This is a genomic window from Streptomyces sp. N50 (genome assembly GCF_033335955.1).
Classification (GTDB): domain Bacteria; phylum Actinomycetota; class Actinomycetes; order Streptomycetales; family Streptomycetaceae; genus Streptomyces.
On the sequence record NZ_CP137549.1, the window covers coordinates 5,717,140 to 5,734,206 of the forward strand.

General features: G+C 71.6%; 16 protein-coding genes and 1 pseudogene. 7 read left to right on the forward strand and 10 right to left on the reverse strand.

Annotation, left to right across the window (positions count from 1 at the left end):
* Positions 1-101 precede the first annotated feature (101 nt).
* Positions 102-1,577 (forward strand): MFS transporter, encoded by a 1,476-nt coding sequence (locus R2B38_RS25820; protein WP_318018364.1) that lies wholly within the window; start codon positions 102-104, stop codon positions 1,575-1,577.
* 117 nt (positions 1,578-1,694) lie between these two features.
* Here R2B38_RS25820 and R2B38_RS25825 read toward each other — a convergent pair whose 3' ends face one another.
* Positions 1,695-2,888: a Gfo/Idh/MocA family oxidoreductase gene (locus tag R2B38_RS25825; RefSeq protein WP_318018365.1), complete on the reverse strand. Its 1,194-nt coding sequence runs from the start codon at positions 2,886-2,888 to the stop codon at positions 1,695-1,697.
* A gap of 154 nt (positions 2,889-3,042) precedes the next feature.
* Between R2B38_RS25825 and R2B38_RS25830 the strand changes: the two genes are divergently transcribed.
* A complete protein-coding gene (locus R2B38_RS25830; RefSeq protein WP_318018366.1) occupies positions 3,043-3,642 on the forward strand; it encodes an RNA polymerase sigma factor in 600 nt (199 codons plus the stop codon).
* On the forward strand, positions 3,635-3,817 hold the full coding sequence (locus R2B38_RS25835; protein ID WP_318018367.1) for a hypothetical protein: 183 nt from the start codon (positions 3,635-3,637) through the stop codon (positions 3,815-3,817). The genes R2B38_RS25830 and R2B38_RS25835 overlap by 8 nt, the downstream gene beginning before the upstream one ends.
* Before the next feature lie 275 nt (positions 3,818-4,092).
* Here R2B38_RS25835 and R2B38_RS25840 read toward each other — a convergent pair.
* From R2B38_RS25840 to R2B38_RS25870, 7 genes and pseudogenes are all read right to left on the reverse strand, one after another.
* Positions 4,093-4,912 (reverse strand): annotated as a pseudogene (locus R2B38_RS25840) (enoyl-CoA hydratase/isomerase family protein).
* Complete coding sequence (locus R2B38_RS25845) at positions 4,909-6,156, reverse strand: cytochrome P450 (protein WP_318018368.1); 1,248 nt, start codon at positions 6,154-6,156, stop codon at positions 4,909-4,911. Before R2B38_RS25845 ends, R2B38_RS25840 begins: the two are co-directional and overlap by 4 nt.
* Positions 6,157-6,245: 89 nt before the next feature.
* The gene (locus tag R2B38_RS25850; RefSeq protein ID WP_318018369.1) at positions 6,246-7,622 is read right to left on the reverse strand and encodes a cytochrome P450; all 1,377 of its coding nucleotides are present in this window, start codon (positions 7,620-7,622) and stop codon (positions 6,246-6,248) included.
* A gap of 8 nt (positions 7,623-7,630) precedes the next feature.
* Entirely contained in the window at positions 7,631-8,191 is a 561-nt protein-coding gene (locus R2B38_RS25855; RefSeq protein ID WP_318018370.1) for a GTP-binding protein, read from the reverse strand.
* 4 nt (positions 8,192-8,195) lie between these two features.
* Positions 8,196-8,582 carry a DUF742 domain-containing protein gene (locus tag R2B38_RS25860; protein WP_318018371.1) on the reverse strand — a complete coding sequence of 129 codons (387 nt, stop codon included), beginning with the start codon at positions 8,580-8,582 and terminating at the stop codon, positions 8,196-8,198.
* Positions 8,575-9,402, reverse strand: coding sequence for a roadblock/LC7 domain-containing protein (locus R2B38_RS25865; RefSeq protein WP_318021788.1), 828 nt, complete (start codon positions 9,400-9,402; stop codon positions 8,575-8,577). Before R2B38_RS25865 ends, R2B38_RS25860 begins: the two co-directional genes overlap by 8 nt.
* Before the next feature lie 20 nt (positions 9,403-9,422).
* A complete protein-coding gene (locus tag R2B38_RS25870; RefSeq protein WP_318018372.1) occupies positions 9,423-10,520 on the reverse strand; it encodes an ATP-binding protein in 1,098 nt (365 codons plus the stop codon).
* A 618-nt stretch (positions 10,521-11,138) separates the two neighbouring features.
* Between R2B38_RS25870 and R2B38_RS25875 the strand changes: the two genes are divergently transcribed.
* Entirely contained in the window at positions 11,139-11,801 is a 663-nt protein-coding gene (locus R2B38_RS25875; protein WP_318018373.1) for an RNA polymerase sigma factor, read from the forward strand.
* Positions 11,801-12,967, forward strand: a complete 1,167-nt coding sequence (locus R2B38_RS25880) for a hypothetical protein (RefSeq protein ID WP_318018374.1) — start codon at positions 11,801-11,803, stop codon at positions 12,965-12,967. The genes R2B38_RS25875 and R2B38_RS25880 overlap by 1 nt, the downstream gene beginning before the upstream one ends.
* 208 nt (positions 12,968-13,175) lie before the next feature.
* Here the strand turns inward: R2B38_RS25880 and R2B38_RS25885 are convergent, their stop codons facing one another.
* Positions 13,176-14,009, reverse strand: a complete 834-nt coding sequence (locus R2B38_RS25885) for a L,D-transpeptidase family protein (protein ID WP_318018375.1) — start codon at positions 14,007-14,009, stop codon at positions 13,176-13,178.
* 197 nt (positions 14,010-14,206) lie between these two features.
* On the opposite strand from R2B38_RS25885, the gene leuE reads away from it, so the two are divergent.
* Positions 14,207-14,863, forward strand: coding sequence for a leucine efflux protein LeuE (gene leuE / locus R2B38_RS25890; RefSeq protein WP_318018376.1), 657 nt, complete (start codon positions 14,207-14,209; stop codon positions 14,861-14,863).
* On the opposite strand, the gene R2B38_RS25895 is transcribed toward leuE, so the two are convergent.
* The gene (locus R2B38_RS25895) at positions 14,864-16,270 is read right to left on the reverse strand and encodes an FAD-dependent oxidoreductase (protein ID WP_411978497.1); all 1,407 of its coding nucleotides are present in this window, start codon (positions 16,268-16,270) and stop codon (positions 14,864-14,866) included. It abuts the gene before it with no gap.
* A 72-nt stretch (positions 16,271-16,342) separates the two neighbouring features.
* Here R2B38_RS25895 and R2B38_RS25900 point away from each other — a divergent pair, with 72 nt between their 5' ends.
* Entirely contained in the window at positions 16,343-16,993 is a 651-nt protein-coding gene (locus tag R2B38_RS25900; protein WP_318018377.1) for a TetR/AcrR family transcriptional regulator C-terminal domain-containing protein, read from the forward strand.
* Positions 16,994-17,067 lie beyond the last annotated feature (74 nt).

Sequence of the window (17,067 nt, forward strand, 5' to 3'; positions counted from 1 at the left end):
GGTTCCGGTCGGCAAAATCGGCGTAATAAGAGACGCTGGCGTTCCCAAAGGGTGGGGTGCGGGAGGACGATGAAGGCGTTCGCCGGACCCGGGGAGGATCCATGGCCGAGAACCGTCGTTGGTGGGCGCTGGTCGTCATCGCGCTCGCGCAGTTGATGGTCGTCCTCGACATGACCATCGTCAACATCGCACTGCCGTCCGCCCAGACCGACCTCGGGATGTCGGACGGGAACCGGCAGTGGGTCATCACCGCCTACACCCTCGCGTTCGGCGGGCTGTTGCTGCTCGGTGGGCGGATCGCCGACCTCGCCGGGCGCAAGAACACCTTCATGATCGGGCTGATCGGCTTCGCCGCCGCGTCCGCGCTCGGCGGTGCCGCCGCCAACCAGGGCATGCTGTTCGGCGCCCGGGCACTGCAAGGAGTCTTCGCCGCCCTGCTGGCCCCCTCCGCGCTCTCGCTCCTCACGACGACGTTCACCGACCCGAAGGACCGCAGCAAGGCCTTCGGCGTGTTCGGCGCAATCGTCGGAGCGGGCGCGGCGGTCGGTCTGCTCGCCGGCGGTTTCCTCACCCAGTACCTGGACTGGCGCTGGTGTCTGTACGTCAATGTCCCCATCGCGCTGGTCGCGTTCGCCGGTGCGTGGGTCCTGCTCAGCGACAGCTCCCGGCACCCCGACGCGCATCTCGACATACCCGGCGCGCTGCTCGGCTCCCTCGGCATGCTGACGCTGGTGTACGGCTTCTCCGAGGCGGAGTCGCGGAGTTGGGGCGACGGGCTGGTCCTGACGCTGCTCGCCGCCGGGGTCGTCCTGCTCGGCGCCTTCGGGTTCTGGCAGACCCGGGCGAAGGTTCCGCTGCTGCCGATGTCGGTGGTGAAGGACCGTCAGCGGGTCGGGGCGTTCCTGACCATCCTGTTCGTCACCATCGGCATGTTCGGCGTCTTCCTCTTCCTCACCTACTACATGCAGCGCGTCCTCGGATACTCGCCGGTCAAGACGGGCGTCGCCTATCTCCCCATCACCGTCGGCATGATCACCGGCTCGACCCAGGTCGCGGCCCGGCTGCTGCACCGGGTCCCGCCGCGCACCCTGATGGTCCCGGGCCTGCTGGTCGCGGCGGGCGCGCTCGCGCTGATCGCCCAGGTCGGCGTGGAGCCCGCGTACCCCAAGTACATCCTGCCCGGCATGCTGATGCTCGGCCTCGGCATGGGTACGGCGATGATGACCTCGGTCTCCCTGGCCACCGGCGGCGTCGCACCCCGCGACTCCGGCGCGGCCTCCGCGACCTTCAACACCGCCCAGCAGGTGGGCGGTTCGATCGGTACGGCCCTCCTCAACACGATCGCCGCCACGGTCACCACCCGTTACGCCACCGCCCACGCGGGCCCCGGCGCGAACAAGCGGCTGCTGGAGGCGAAGGCCGCCGTGCACGGCTTCAACGTCGCCACCTGGTGGGCGATGGCCTCGATCCTGCTCGCCGCCCTCATCGCGGGCGTCCTGGTGAACGCGGACCGGGTGCCCACACCGGGCGCGGTGGCGAAGGAGACCCCGCAGCAGCCGGTGGAGACCTCCATCTGAGAAGCAGCCCTACGGCCCCGATCAGCCCTACGGCCCCGATCAGCCCTACGGCCCCGATCAGCCCTACGGCCCCGATCAGCCCTACGGCCCCGATCAGCCCTACGGCCCCGATCAGCCCTACGGCAACCGCACTTGACCCCGCTCGAAGTAGGCGACGAGGTCGGGATCGAGGGACGGCACCTCGCGCGGGGTGCCGCCGTCCCGCAGTGACTCGGTGGCCCCGGACCCCGCGGCCACGGCCATCCGCGCGGCGACGGGTGAGGTGTCGGTGTGCCCGCCGTGCCGTACGAACCGGAGGAACTCGTCGATCAACAGCGGGTCGGCGCCGCCGTGTTCGCCGTCCTGCCCGGTGGCGTCCGGGACCAGGTGCTCGGCGTCGGGCCGCTCCCGGTACTCCGAGCGGCGGCTGTTCCAGACCTTCACCACCGCGCCGGGTCCGTCGCCGAAGTTCTCCAGCCGGCCCGCGTCGCCGATGACGGTGTAGTTGCGCCAGTAGTCGGGGGTGAAATGACACTGCTGGTAGGCGGCCAACACCCCGTTGTCCAGGCGCATGTTGACCAGCGACACGTCCTCGACGTCGATGACCGGGTTGAGCGCCCGCTGGGTGTGCGGCGGCCAGTGGCCGTCCTCGGTGTACCAGTCGGCGGTCTTCGGCTCGCCGGGCGCGCGCCGGTGCGGGAGATCGCCGTAGACCAACAGGTCGCCGAACGCCTGGACTTGGCGGGTGCAGCCGCCGGCCAGCCAGTGGATCACGTCGAGGTCGTGCGCGGCCTTCTGGAGCAACAGGCCTGTGCTGTACCGGCGTTCGGCGTGCCAGTCCTTGAAGTACCAGTCGCCGCCGTAGCCGACGAAGTGCCGTACCCACACCGTCCTCACGGTGCCGATCGCACCGCCCTCGACGAGGTCGCGCATCAGGCGGATCACCGGCATGTGGCGCATGTTGTGGCCGACGTAGAGGCGGGTGCCGGTCTCCTGGGCCGTGCGCAGGACGCGGTCGCAGCGTTCGACGGTGATGTCGAGCGGCTTCTCGACGAGGACGGTCCTGCCCGCGCGCAGCGCCTCGCAGGCGAGGTCGGCGTGGGTGTGGTCGGGCGTGAGGACGAGGACCGCGTCGACGTCGGGGGACGTGACAACTTCCCGGTGGTCGGGGGTTGTTGATGCCTCCGGGAAGTCGCGGGCCGCCTCCTCCCGGGCCGCCGGGTCGGGGTCCGCGAGGGCGGTGACGCGGGAGCCCGCGCCGGGGCGGTGGGCGACGCGGGCGAGGCTGCCGCGCAGGCCGTAGCCGAGGACACCGATACGGAGGTCGGACATGGGTCTCCTTCGTTCGCGGGGACGCCACGGGCGGACGTGCGCCGGGGCCAGAGGGACCGTGCCCCGTGGGCGGGCCGGAGATGTGCCGGGCGGGCCGCGGGCTGTGACGTTTCTGTGAGGGGCGGCGCTGAGGGCGATGGGGGGTGCACAGTCCTTGGGCCAGACAGGCGAGCACCGGCGCGGGCACGCGTACGACGGGGAGCTGGGCGCGGCCGTGGCGCGGGCCCAGGAGGGCGACGACGGCGCGTTCGCGGTCGCGTACCGGCTCGTGCAGCCCGGGCTGCTCGGGTATCTGCGCGGGCTCGTCGGCGACGACGCCGAGGACGTGGCGTCGGACGCGTGGCTGGAGATCGCCCGCGACCTGGGCCGGTTCCGCGGCGACGGGGCGGGCTTCCGCGGCTGGACGGCGACCATCGCCCGGCACCGGGCGCTCGACCATCTGCGGCGGTCGAGGGTGCGTCCGAGACCGGCGACGCTGGAGCAGGACGTACTCGAACTGCCGGGCCCGCACAGCACCCACGACCAGGCGCTGGAGTCCCTCTCCACGGAGTACGCGCTCGGGCTGGTCCGGGGGCTGCCGCGGGATCAGGCCGAGGCCGTGCTGCTGCGGGTGGTCGTGGGGCTGGACGGGCCCGCCGCCGCGCGGGTGCTGGGCAAGCGGCCGGGGGCGGTGCGTACGGCCGCCTATCGGGGGCTGAAGCGGCTGGCGCGCGAACTGGGCGTGCGGGAAAGGGATGGGGACGGACATGGCTGAACACGACACGGGCCTGCCCGGCCTTCCCGGCCTGCTGGGCGCGGCTCTCCGCGAGGGCGACGTGGACGGCGAGGCGGAACGGCGGGCGGTGGCGGCGTTCAGGGCGGCGCGGGACGCGGGGGTCCAGGCGGCGCCGACGCGTAGTCAGGACGACTGGCGGCCGAGGGAGCGCTGAGGGGGAAGTCTCGTCTTCGGGAGGGGTGTTCGGCTGCGGTGTCGACGCGTAGGCAGGGCGGTTGGCGGTCGAGGGGGCGCTGAGGGGGAAGTCTCGTCTTCGGGAGGGGTGTTCGGCTGCGGTGTCGACGCGTAGGCAGGGCGGTTGGCGGTCGAGGGGACGCTGAGGGGGAAGTGCCGTCTTCGGGAGGGGTGTTCAGTCGCGGCGCCGACGGCCCGGGCGGTCACGGGCCGTCCGGGGAGAGACTCCCCGGACGGCCGGCGTAGGCCCACCGGTCAGCGGGGTCGCGCGAGTTGGGCGGCGAGGAGGTGGGAGTCGAGCAGGGCGGTGTCGGTGGTGCGGGCGGCTCGCGTAGCCGGCAAGCATGTGTTTGGTCAGGACGAGCGCCTGGGGGGAGCGCCGGGCGAGGGGGCTGGTCCAGGCGCTGATGGTGTCGTCCATCTGGTCGAGGGGCGCGACCTTGTGGAGGAGTCCGAGCCGGTGGGCGGCGGGGGCGTCGAACTCGTCGCAGGTGAGCAGGAGTTCACGGACCCGGGCGGCACCGGCCTCCGAGATCAGGCGCCCCGTCGCGCCTCCCCAGTTGGGTGCCATTCCGAGGCCGATCTCCGGCATGCGGAAACGGCAGGTGTCCGCGCCGCGCGCAGGTCGCGGTAGGCGGCGAGCCCGAGGCCGGCGCCGACGACCTTGCCGTGGAGCCGGGCGATGGTGACGGCATGGGTGTTCTCCAGTGCCTGGCACAGCCGGTGGGCCTTGTCCGCGGTGCGCCGCAGCGTGGCCCCGGTCGGATCGGTGGCCAGAGTCTCCTGGAACTTCCGGCGGTCCCCTCCCAGGCAGAAGTCCTCCCCCCAGGGAGGAGAGCACCAGGATCTGGACGTCGGGCTGGTCGTGGAGGCCGTCGAGGACGGCGATGAGCGCGTCCATGACGGCGGAGTTCAGGACGTCGTCGTCCTGGGCGGAGAGGTTGAGCCGTACGTGGAGGACGGATCCGGTCCGGGTGGGGCTCAGGGCGGCGGCGGGAGGTGCGGGCTCCGCGTCGTCCGCGGGCTGCCGCACGGGGGCGGGTGCGGCCGTACCGGGCGGTGTTGGCGGGTTCATGTCAGTGAAACGTCCAGGTTGAGGAGTCGCCTGAACGCCACCCGGGGTGCGTACGCGGGGCGGCGGACCAGGGTGAGTCGGGGCAGGCGGGCGATCATGCGGCGGAGCAGGGTCTGCGCCTCCAGCCGGGCCAGGGGCGCGCCCAGGCAGTAGTGGATGCCCCCGCCGAAGGCCAGGTGGGGCGTCTTGCGCCGGAGGTCGAAGGAGCCGGGGTCGGGGAAGTGGGCGGGGTCGTGATGGGCGGCGCCCACCATGAGGTGGACCATCTCCCCGGCCCGGATCTCGGCGCCTTCCAGGAGGCAGTCCTCGGAGGCGACCCGGTCGATGAGGTGGAGAGGAGGGTCGTGGCGCAGGGACTCCTCCACGAACTCGGGGACAAGGTCCGGGTGTTCGGCGAGCAGGCTCCAGCGGTCAGGATCCTCGACCAGCCGGAGGACCAGGGTCGACAGCATGGTCGCGGTCGTCTCCATGGCCGCCAGCATGACGAACAGGGCGAGGAAGTAGACGGCCTCGTCGGCCTTGTCCCGGTCCGGTTCGAGCTCGTCCCAGGTGTGTATCCACCGGGAGACAGGATCGTCTCCGGGGTGTTCGCGCCGCTCGCGCACCAACTCCGTGAAGTAGGTGCGCAGTTCCGCGGTGGCGGCGTCGGAACGGGCCAGTTGGCTGGCGTTCGGGAGCAGTTCCTGGGAGAAGACCTGCTCGTGGGTCAGCGCGCGCAGGCGGGGCCAGTCGGCTCGGGGCAGCCCGAGCCAGCCGCCGAGGGTGGCGACCGGGAGTTCCTCGCCGACCAGCGCCGTGAAGTCGGCCTCACCCGAGCGCAGGCGCTCGTGCAGGGTGTCGAGGAGACCGTCGATGATGTGGCCCACCCGGCGGCCGAGCTGTTCGACGGTGCCGCGGTCGAAGGTGCCCGCCGCCCGGCGCACGCGCGTGTGCTCCGGAGGATTGAGCGCGAGCAGGGTCCGGCTGGTCTCCAGTGAGGAGGGGGCGTTCCAGCGGCTGCCCGCACCCTGCTGTTCCCGCCAGCTGGTGTCCGGTTCGAGCCAGAGGCTGTTGCGCAGTACCTGGTCGCAGGCGCTGAAACCGGTCACGAGGTGACCGCCCCAGGGCGCGGGGCTGACGGTGCCGCGCGCCCTGAGGTCCGCGTAGATGGGGAAGGGATCGGCCTGTCCCTCAGCCGTCCGGAGACGGGAGAGCAGGGAGATGGTGGCCCGACGGTCCGATTCCGGAGTCGTGACGCTTCCCACGATGGTGGCTCCTCTCTGCCAGCCGCCATCCGTACCCGTGGGATGTTTGAATCATCCGATAACACAGCGCTTTCGTAGGGTTACTTACGTCACTCGCCATTCACCCAGGCCCGGAAGCGGCTGAACATCCCGCCCTTGGGGCGCGGGGCGGCGTGGGACGGACGGACGGCCCCGGCCGGCTGAGGCATCGCGGCGGGCTGCTGCCCGGCCTGGGCGGAGGCCGGCCGCGCGGGCTGGGCCCTGGCCGCGGACGGCACGGCGCGGGGGGTGTAGCGGATGGGCACGGTCACCAGCTGGCGGCTCCACGGCGCCGGCACCCACGAGAGCTCCTTGAAGGGGACGCGCATCTCGACGTCGGGCAGCCGGTTGAGCAGGGACTCGACGGCCGTGGCCGTGATCATGAAGGCCGGGTCCTTCGCCGGGCACCCGTGCGGGCCGGCGCCGAACGCCAGATGGGCCTTGGAGCTGAGCTGTTCGCGGTGCGCGGTCAGCTTGGGGTCGGTGTTGGCCGCCGCGAACGAGATCACGACCGGGTCGCCCGCCCGGAGGGTCCGGTCGCCCAACTCGACGTCCTGCGTGGGGTAGTGGCCCGCGTAGTTGGCGATCGGCGAGTAGTTCCACAACGTCTTCACGACCGCGTCCTCGACCGGCAGGCCGGTCGGCCAGTCGTCGCTGAGGTACAGCGCGGCGCTGGTGCCGATCGAGGCCGCCAGGGGCGCGGTTCCGCCGCCCAGCAGCGTCACGAGCTGGTGCAGCACCTCCTCGTCGGTCAGCCGGGAGGAGTGCACCATCAGGCGGGTGGTGATGTCCTCGCCGGGCTGCCGGCGCTTGAGGGCGATCAGTTCGGCGACCGCGCCGCCCAGCGTCTCGTCGGAACCCGGGACGCCCTGGAAGACGCCGGTGATTCCGGCGATCACCCGGTCGCCGAGTTCGGGCGGGCAGCCGAACAACTCACCGAAGACCAGCAGGGGCAGCGGCTGGGCGTACGCGGACATCAGCTCCGCCTGCCCCAGGGCCTCGGAGCTGAACTGGCTGATCAGGTAGTCGGCCGACTGCTGCGTCAGCCGGACGATCCGGCTCTGGTCGACGGTCGCGAGACTGTCCGTGACCGCCTGCCGCAGCCGGGCGTGCGCCGCGCCGTCGCTGAACATGGCGTTGGGGCGGTAACCCATCATGGGCACGGCCGGGCTGTCCGCGGGCACCCTCCCCTCGTTCAGCGCGTTCCAGCGGCGCGAGTCCCGCACGAACAGGGTCGGGTTCTGCAGGATGTACAGACTGGCGTCGTAACTGGTCACCAGCTCGACCTCGACGTCCGGCGCGATGTCGACCGGGGCGCTGGGCCCCAGCGTGCGCAGCCGGGCGTAGGTGCTCTCGGGGTCGGAGCCGAAGTCGGACCCGTACAGCGGGACATTGCCGTGCGCGGGGCAGCCGGCCGGTGCCCCGGACGGGTCGAAGGACTGTTGCATGCTGGCTCCTAGCCGAGTGAGGACAAGAGGTGCTTCACGAGCGTGATGAGTGCCTGCATCGAGGAGTCCTGGTCACGGACGTCGCAGTGGATGACCGGCGTCTCCTCCGAGATGTTGAGTGCCTCGCACACTTCGTCGAGCGGGAACTGCTGCTTCCCCTCGAACGTGTTGACGCCGATGACATAGGGCAGGCCGAACGCCTCGACCAGGTCGAGGACGGGGAACGTCTCCTCCAGCCGCTCGGGGTCCGCCAGGACCAGCGCCCCCAGCGCTCCCCGGGACAGCCCCTCCCACATCTGCTTGAACCGCTCCTGCCCGGGCGTTCCGAAGATGTAGAGGACCAGGTCCTCGCCGAGGGTGAGCCGCCCGAAGTCCATCGCGACGGTCGTGGTCGTCTTGTCCGGGGTCTCGGACAGGTCGTCGAGACCCTCGCTGGCCTCGGTGATCTCCTCCTCGGTCTGCAGCGGCTCTATCTCGGAGACACTTCCGATGTACGTGGTCTTCCCGACCGCGAAGTGGCCCACGACCAGGATCTTCACGGAGCGGGAGACGTCGGGATCCAGATACACGGGACTACGCTCCGGTTCGAATTCGCATCAGGCCGTCGAGCACGGCGGTCAGCAGGACGGGGTCGTGGCGTTCGGCGTGGGGCACCGGATTGCGCACATGGATCAGGCCGTCCTCGGCCATCTGCGCCAACAGGATGCGGACGATGCCCAGGGGCAGCCGGGTGTGCGCGGCGACCTCGGCGACCGAGAGGAACCCGTCCGCGATCAGGTCCATGACCGTGCGGGCCTCCGGCGCCAGCGTGCGAGCGGCCGCTACGGCACCCTCCTGGGCCGTGATGATCGTGGTGTGCTCGTACTCGCTCTCCCGTGGCAGCGCGCGACCCTGCGCGATGACGAAGAGTGGGACTAATGGAGCCGTCAGCTCCAGCTCGCCGTCCAGTTCGTCACTCATCGCCCGTCCTTCCTCCGCGAGTGGCCGACCCGGCGGTGAGCGCCGCCATCGTGTCGCCCAGCCGTACGGTGAACTCCTCGATGTCACAGGTGTGTTCGGCGGCCGCCGCGAGGAAGGCCCCCTCGCCGGCCGCGATCAGGAACACCCAGCCGTGCTCGAACTCGATGACCGTCTGCATCCATTCGTCGTCCTGCTGCCCGCCGGCGAACGGCGCGGTCGCCCGGCTGTAGGCGTGGATGCCGGTCATGGCCGCCGAGATGGTGTCCGCGAGGTTCCTGCCGATGCCCGAGCTGGCCCCGCGCGGCAGACCGTCCGCGCCGAGCAGCAGAGCGTGCAGGGCGCCCGGCACCGACGCCACCGCCTTGTCCAGCTCCACGAGCGTGAAGACGTTCCCGCCCCCGCCGTCCCGCAGCGCCGAGGAGGTGTCCCCGCTCTGGGCCGCGTCACCGGCGGTCACCCGGGGCGGGGCCGTGAGGTTGTTGCCCAGCCGGGAGACCAGCCGGTTCATCCGGAACGAGAGCTGCTCCATGTCGACGTCGGGCTCCGCGGCGGCGGCCAGGTAGGCGCCCTGCCCGGCCCCGATCAGGAACACCCAGCCGTGCTGGAACTCGATGACCGTCTGGATCCAGTTCCGGTCCCGGGCCAGCCCGGCGAAGTGGGCCGTGGCCCGGCTGAGCGACTGCATCCCCGCCATGGCGGCGGAGATGGTCCGCACGTCCTGGCCGGTCAGGTCGTCCGTCGACCCGCGTGGGATGCCGTCCGCGGACAACACCACGGCGTGCCGTGCCCTCGGCACGTTGTCCACGATGTCCTGGACCATCCAGGACAGGTCTCCTGTACTCATGCGTTTTCGGACCCTCCGGGCGTCGGGGTGTCGAAGGAGGCCGTGTCACGCGCGGACTGCGTACCGCGCTGGAGGGCGGCCAGGCTGCCGGAGCCGCGGCGGGCACTGCGGCGGGGCGCCTGCTCCCCACCCGTGGTGACACCGGCGGGCGAGATGCGGGAGCCACGCTTCGGCAGGCCGCCCGCCGTACGCGCCGACCGTCCGGCGTCCATCGGCCGGATGCTGCTCACGGGCGCCTCGGTGGCGGGCGGCAGGGCCTCCTCCATGGTCCACAGCTCCTCGGGCAGGAGGACGACGGCCCGTACGCCGCCGTACCGGGAGACACCGGTGACATCCACCGTGAAGCCGTGCTGACGGGCGATCAGTCCGATGACGGGAAAGCCGAACTTCGGCTGGGTGCCCAGCTGGGACAGCCGGGGCAGGCCCTCGCCGGACAGCTGCGCGCTCGCCCGCTGCCGGTCCTCGTCGCCCATGCCGACGCCGGCGTCGTCGATGACGATGCACAGGTTCTTCTGGGCCTGCCGGAACGTGACCTCGATCGGCGCGTCCGCCTGGGAGAAACTGGCCGCGTTGTCGAGGAGTTCGGCGACGGCCAGGGCGACCGGCGCGACGGCGGAGGCCTTCAGCGCGATGCCGCTGGGCTGCATGATCTCGACCCGCTGGAAGTTGCGGATCTGGCTCTGGGCGCTGCGGACGACGTCGTAGACGCTGGCGGGCTGGTTGCGGCGGCCCAGCGGGGCGCCGCACATGACGGCGATGCCCTGTGCCTTGCGGGCCATCTGCGCGTTGGCGTGGGTGATGTCCATCAGGTCGGAGAGGACCGCGTGGCCGCCGTACTCGCGCTGGACCCCGTCCAGCAGCGTGGTCTGCTCGGCCGCGAGGCTCTGCAGGAAACGGGCGGCGCCCTTGAGGACCGCCTTGGTGTTCTCCTCGGCGGCCTGGCCCGCCTCGCGGATGACATCGTCCTGCTCGTCCCGCATCTTCACCAAAGAGGCCTGGACACGGTCGAGTTCACCCTGGGCATACCGCAGCCGCGCCTCCAGCGCGGCCTCGGATTCCTTCTTCCTCCTCCCCAGGGCTCTGCTGCGGAGCACGAGTGCGACGACTGCGGCTATGGCTATCACCGCTATCGCAACCAGGCACCAAAGAAGCACGTCTTGAGTCATGGAAACCTTTCCCGGCGCGTGGCATGCAGGCGTCGTCGAGTACGCCTTGCAGGGATCCGCAACCCGTCCAGGGGACTGCATGGCTGATCTACGCGGAGAGATGTCCGCGTTCGGGCTCAAGGCCTGAACAAAAGTGGATCAAGGTCGCAGACGGCGGAATGCTATCACCGTCAACACTGGTCCCAGAGGTCGCTCCATCGGGTTAACACGGAGTCAACATGTCTGCTTCGTAAGGGGTGTTGACCGTGTCGATATAGAGGGGGGCCAGCGCCGCGGACCACACACGCGACGACGGGGGCGAGAGAGGGAGACACCGCGGAGACGGCCGGAGCCGCCACCCCCCACAGGAGAGGCCCCGGCCGTCGCGCTGTACGGGCCGCGCGGCGGCCCGTATTTTCTACAGCGCCGGGAGTGCGTTTTCTGTCACACCGGGGGTCCGAACCAAGTAGTTGCGTCTTGTACGGACATGGACGAGGAACAGTTTCAGGTCGTAACGTGCCTTTCGCGCCGGAGTGCGGACGCGACCGACACCATTCGAGGGACCACGTGCTGGGGGACGACGCGGAGCTGACCGCCGCGGTGCTTGCGGCACAGGACGGGGACGAGACCGCGTTCCGGACTGTGTACCGCACGGTGCACCCACGGTTGCTCGGATACGTACGGACGCTGGTCGGCGATCCGGACGCCGAGGACGTCGCGTCCGAGGCCTGGCTGCAGATCGCCCGGGACCTGGACCGGTTCAGCGGGGACGCGGACCGGTTCCGCGGCTGGGCGGCCCGCATCGCCCGCAACCGCGCCCTGGACCACATACGGATGCGCGGCCGCCGCCCCGCGATAGGCGGCGACGAGAGCGAACTCACCGGCCGCGCCGCCGAGTCCGACACCGCCGGCGAGGCCATCGAGGCCCTGGCCACCGACAGCACCCTCTCCCTCATCGCCCAGCTGCCCCAGGACCAGGCCGAGGCCGTCGTCCTGCGGGTGGTCATGGGCCTCGACGCCAAGACCGCCGCGGAGACCCTCGGCAAGCGGCCCGGCGCCGTCCGCACGGCCGCGCACCGCGGGCTGAAACGGCTGGCGGAACTCCTCGGCGGCGACCCGGAATCGGCCGCGGCCCTCGACGCCCTGCCGCCCCAGCGAGACCCGCGCGACCGCGCGGTGACGTCCGCCACTGTGACGCATACGCGCGCGCGGACGCAGAAGGACATGTGATGGCCGACGAGCGCTCTGCTTTTCCGGGGGACACCCCTCGGACCCCCGGCCGATGGCTGGACCGTGAGACCGCCGAACTGCTGCTGCGCGGCGAGTCCCTGGAAGCCGTCGACCCGGCCGCCCGCGCCCAGGCCGAGCGGCTCGCCAGAACCCTCGGCGCGCTGTCCGTGGAACCCTCGCCGGCCAAGGTCGAACTCCCGGGCGAGGAAGCCGCGTTGGCCGCCTTCAGGGCCGCGCGCACCGGCAACGATGTCGAGCGGGCCGCCCTCGCCCGGCGCGGCCGCGGGCCGTCCTCCGACGCCGGTCTCGTCCGGCTCGGGCGACCCGCCGCGACCGTCCCGGGCCCCCGCTGGGGAAGACCCGTACGGGTCGGCCTGACCGCCGCGCTCGCCGTCGGCATGCTCGGCGGGGTAGCGGCCGCGGTCGGCACGGGAGCCCTTCCGACGCCGTTCTACGACGATCCGACGCCCGCCTCCTCCATCTCCGCCGCCGTGACACCGCCCGACCGCACCCTCGTCTCGCCCTCGCCGAGCGGCACCGGCCGTCCGGGCACGCCCACGGCGGGCGGCGGTTCCGACGACTCCTCAGGCGAGGCCGCCGGCAGCGGTACGGACCCCACGCCCTCCGCCGGTACCGGTGACGGCAAGTCCTTCGGCTCCGGCGGCTGGTGGAAGGGCGTCACCTCGTCCTGCCGTGCCGTGCGCGACGGCAAGCCGCTGGCCCCCGGCCGCAAGCGCACCCTGGAGGGCGCGGCGGGCGGCACGTCCCACGTGTGGACGTACTGCAAGGGCCTCCTTCAGGACACCGGCACCGGCACGGACGACAAGAACGCCGGCGGCAAGGGCAGCGGCAACAGCGGCGGCAGTGGTGACAGCAACGGGCAGAACGCCGGCGGTCAGGGCGGCGACCAGAACGGTTCGGACGAGCAGGCCGGCGGCCAGGGCGGCGGCGGGCACATAGCCCCCATCGCACCGGGCGGCGGCAATGGCGGCAACGGCAGCAGCGGTGGCGGCAACGGCGGTTACCAGAACAACGGCGCCGCCACCTCCGGCCCCTCGGTCCTCACCCCGCTCGCCCGGTACCAGCCGCCGTCCGCCCCGGCCCCGTCGCACACCACGGTCCCCCGGCAGACCCCGTCGCCGAGCCCGACGTACAGCGTGCTCTGAACCGATCGCACGCCGCTGACCTGCGCTTTCGTGGTTCGTGGAAATTTCTTCGCGGCAGGTGTGACATTTCCGGCCGCCATGGCGCAGTACTGAGTGAGCCGACTGGTCATCGGCCATCGCACAGAGCCGGGGTTCCCCCCGTACCTACGGCTCGTGCACACGGCGCGGGTGGGACACGTTCCCCCGGTCCCGCCCGCGCCTCATACACCTACTGGTGGACGACGACCTTGTCGCCGGTCCGCACCTGGGCGAAGAGACTCGCGATCGCCGCCTCGTCCCGTACGTTGACGCAGCCGTGCGAGCCGCCCGCGTAACCCCGCATCGAGAAGTCGTACGAGTAGTGCACCGCCTGGCCGCCGCTGAAGAACATCGCGTACGGCATGGGGGAGTGGTAGAGCGTGGACACCCAGTTCCGGGCCTTCCAGTAGACCTGGAACACACCGTCGCGGGTCGGGGTGTACTGCGCGCCGAACCGCACCGACATCGTCGACACCGTCCGTCCGTCGATCATCCAGCGCAGGGTCCGGCTCGTCTTGTCGATGCACAGCACCCGGCCGGTGAGACAGCGCGGGTCGGGCGCGCCCGCCGGCTGGCCGCCCATCAGATACAGGTCCCACTTGCCCGGCTCGTGCGTCATCTTCAGCAGCCGCTGCCAGGTGACGGTGTCGGTCTCGCCGGTCTTCGGCAGCCCGCGCTTGCCCTGGAAACCCGCGACGGCCTGCTCGGTGAGGTCGTCGTAGGTCCCGGTCGGCCCGTCGAAGAGCCAGTCGACCTGCCGTAGCCGCGCCTGCAGTTCGCGCACGGCACCGCCGCTGTCGCCGCGCGACCACAGGACGTTCGCGGCGCGGGCGGTGCTCGGGGAGGCGGAGGTTTTCCCGTCACCGGTGCTGCTACTGCCACCGCTGCTGCCGGGAAGCTTGATGTGGACGGGCAGGTGGTGCCCGCCGTCCGCGTCGGTGCCCTGCGCCGTGCAGCCGCACACCGCCACCAGGGCCGACACGGCCGCCGCGGCGACGATCGCTCTCATACCCGTAGTACGCATCGCGGACCCCCGCCGTCTCACCGGTCTCGTACCCCGGAGACGTACCCCGGATGACGGGTCGCGAACGGCGTCCGGGGTGGGGGACCTCCAGAGGCTGGGGTCATTTCTAACCGGTCATCGCACAGGACAGCGGTTAGATTTACCCCCAGCCTTTCCGCACCTGTGGGGCCGTGCGCCCGCGTGCGACACTCGTTCCCATGTTCGGTGTCATAGACCTCCCCACCTACCTGGCCGGCCTCGTCCTGATCGTTCTGCTGCCCGGGCCCAACTCGCTCTACGTCCTCTCGGTCGCCGCCCGGCGCGGGACCCGGGCCGGGTACACGGCCGCCGCCGGTGTGTGGTGCGGGGACACCGTGCTGATGACGCTCTCCGCGGCCGGGGTCGCCTCGCTGCTGCAGGCCAACGCCGTGCTGTTCGGGATCGTGAAGTACGCGGGGGCCGGGTATCTGACCTGGCTGGCGTTCGGGATGCTGCGGGCCGCGTGGTCGATGTGGCGCAGCCGCAAGGAGCGGGCGGCGATGGAACCGGCGCCCGTCGCGGAGGCGGCCGAGGAACGGCCGTACCGCCGCGCCTTCGTCGTGAGTCTCTTCAACCCGAAGGCGATCCTGTTCTTCGTCGCCTTCTTCGTGCAGTTCGTCGATCCGGGGTACGCCTATCCCGCCCTGTCGTTCGTCGTGCTCGGCGCCTTCGCGCAGCTGGCGAGCTTCCTGTACCTCAGTGCCCTGATCTTCAGCGGGACCCGGCTGGCGACGGCCTTCCGCCGTCGCAGGCGGCTCGCGGCGGGCGCCACCTCGGCGGCGGGTGCGCTGTTCCTGGGCTTCGCGCTGAAGCTCTCACTGGCCAGCTCCGTGTAACTAGACGTCCAGGCCGAAGCGTTCCGTGTACGCGGCCAGGCCGTCGTCCGTGTCGCCCGCCCAGCCGACGTAGCCGTCGGGGCGCACCAGGAAGAGGCCCGTCCCGTACGTCTCGGTCGCCGGGCCTTCTACGACGCGTACGGCGTCCCCGACCACCGGTGCCTTCGTGTCCAGCGCGAGCAGGGTCCAGTGCGGGCCCCGGAAGGCGTCCAGGAGGCGTACGCCCGCGATGGTCCGGTTCGGGGCGCGGTCCCCGGCGCGGATCCCCTCTCCCGGTGCCCGGGTCTCCTCCGTGAGGCTCGACTCCCGGTAGCCGATGCCCAGTTGGCGGGTCGCCTCGCCTCGGCGGGTCTCGCCCCGGTGGACCTTCGTGGACAGGCCGAGCATCGCGGCGGCGTTGGGGAGCCGCTCCTCCTCGTAGGTGTCGAGCAGGCTCGCGGGGGCCCCGCCGCGCAGCACCGCCCCCAGCTTCCAGCCCAGGTTGTAGGCGTCCTGGACGCTGGTGTTGAGGCCCTGCCCGCCGGCCGGCGAGTGGACGTGCGCCGCGTCGCCGGCGAGGAAGACCCGGCCCTGCTGGAAACGGTCGGCGAGGGCCGCGCGGGGCCGGAAGTCCGAGGCCCAGCGGAGCTCGGTCACGTCCTCGGGGGCGAGGTGGGTGCGGCCGGCCACGGTTTTGCGGACGCCGTCGAGCGAGAGGTCGACGTCGGTGCCCTCCGGGAACTGGGCGATGACCTGGAAGTCCGCGGTGCCGGCCAGCGGGAAGACCGCGAGGAAGCCGTCGTCGCCGCGCGGCGGGAAGACGTGCACGTTGTCGCGGTCCAGGCCGGTGATCCGGACGTCCGCCACCAGCATCGGGTTCGGGTCGACCGTCTCGCCGGTCATGCCGATCCCGAGGGTCCGGCGTACGACCGAGCGGCCACCGTCGGCGGCCACGACGTACCGGGCGCGGACGGCCGTCCCGGAGGCGAACTCGACGGTCACCCCCGTCCCGTCCTGGGTGAAGCCGGTGACCTCCCGTCCGAAGGCCACCGTCCCGCCCAGCTCCGTCAGCCGGGCGGACAGGATCTCCTGGGTGCGCCACTGCGGCACCATCCACGGGGTGCCGTACGGGGTGTCGGGGTCCGTCCCGGACGGGTCGAACATCTGGTGTTCGCCGACCTTCCGGCCGTCCTGCCAGACCGCCCCGACCGGGTAGGCGCCGCCCCGCGCGAGGACCGCGTCGATCACGCCGAGGTCGTCGAAGACCTCCATCGTGCGCGGCTGGATCCCCTTGCCGCGCGAGCCGGGGAACAGCGCGTCCGCCTTCTCCGCGACCAGCGCGTCCACCCCGCGCCGGGCGAGGTCGATGCCGAGGGTCAGTCCGGTGGGGCCGGCGCCGACGATCAGTACGTCCACGTGATCGGTCATGATCCAGTCTCCTTAACGCTGTTAAGTTCCGTCGGTTCCGAGGGTGGCCTTAACGGTGTTAAGTTGTCAAGCGTGAGTACGGAACGACGCACCCCCCTCGACCGCAAGCGCGTGGCGGACACGGCCCTGAGACTCCTGAACGAGGTCGGCCTCGACGGGCTGACCCTGCGCGCCATCGCCAAGGAGCTGGACGTCAAGGCGCCCGCGCTGTACTGGCACTTCAAGGACAAGCAGGCGCTGCTCGATGAGATGGCGACGGAGATGTACCGGCGGATGGTCGCCGACGCCCCGCTCGCCCCCGAGGACACCTGGCGGGACCGGCTGCTGAAGTCCAACCGCGGACTGCGCGACGCGCTGCTCGGCTACCGCGACGGCGCCAAGGTCTTCAGCGGCTCCCGCTTCACCGGCACGCCGCACGCCGTGGAGATGGAACGCACCCTGCGCCTGTTCACCGAGGCCGGCTTCACCCTCGCCCAGGCGGTCCGCGCGGCCTCGACGTCGTACCTCTACACGATCGGTTTCGTCAGCGAGGAGCAGGGCGTCCAGCCGCTGCCGGACGAGCGGCGCGAGGGCTACGACGTGGAGGAACGCGCCCGTCTGATGGCCGACTTCCCGCTGTCGGCCGCGGCGGGCGCGGAGATCTTCGAGGACTACGGCCGGCACTTCGAGGAGGGGCTCGCCCTGCTGATCGCGGGCATCGAGGTCCGTTTCGGCGTCAGCTGAACGCCCGAGGAGGCCGGGCCGTTACCGTGCGTTCACCTGTTGGCCCCGGCAGGGTTGATATCAGGGCTCGAACA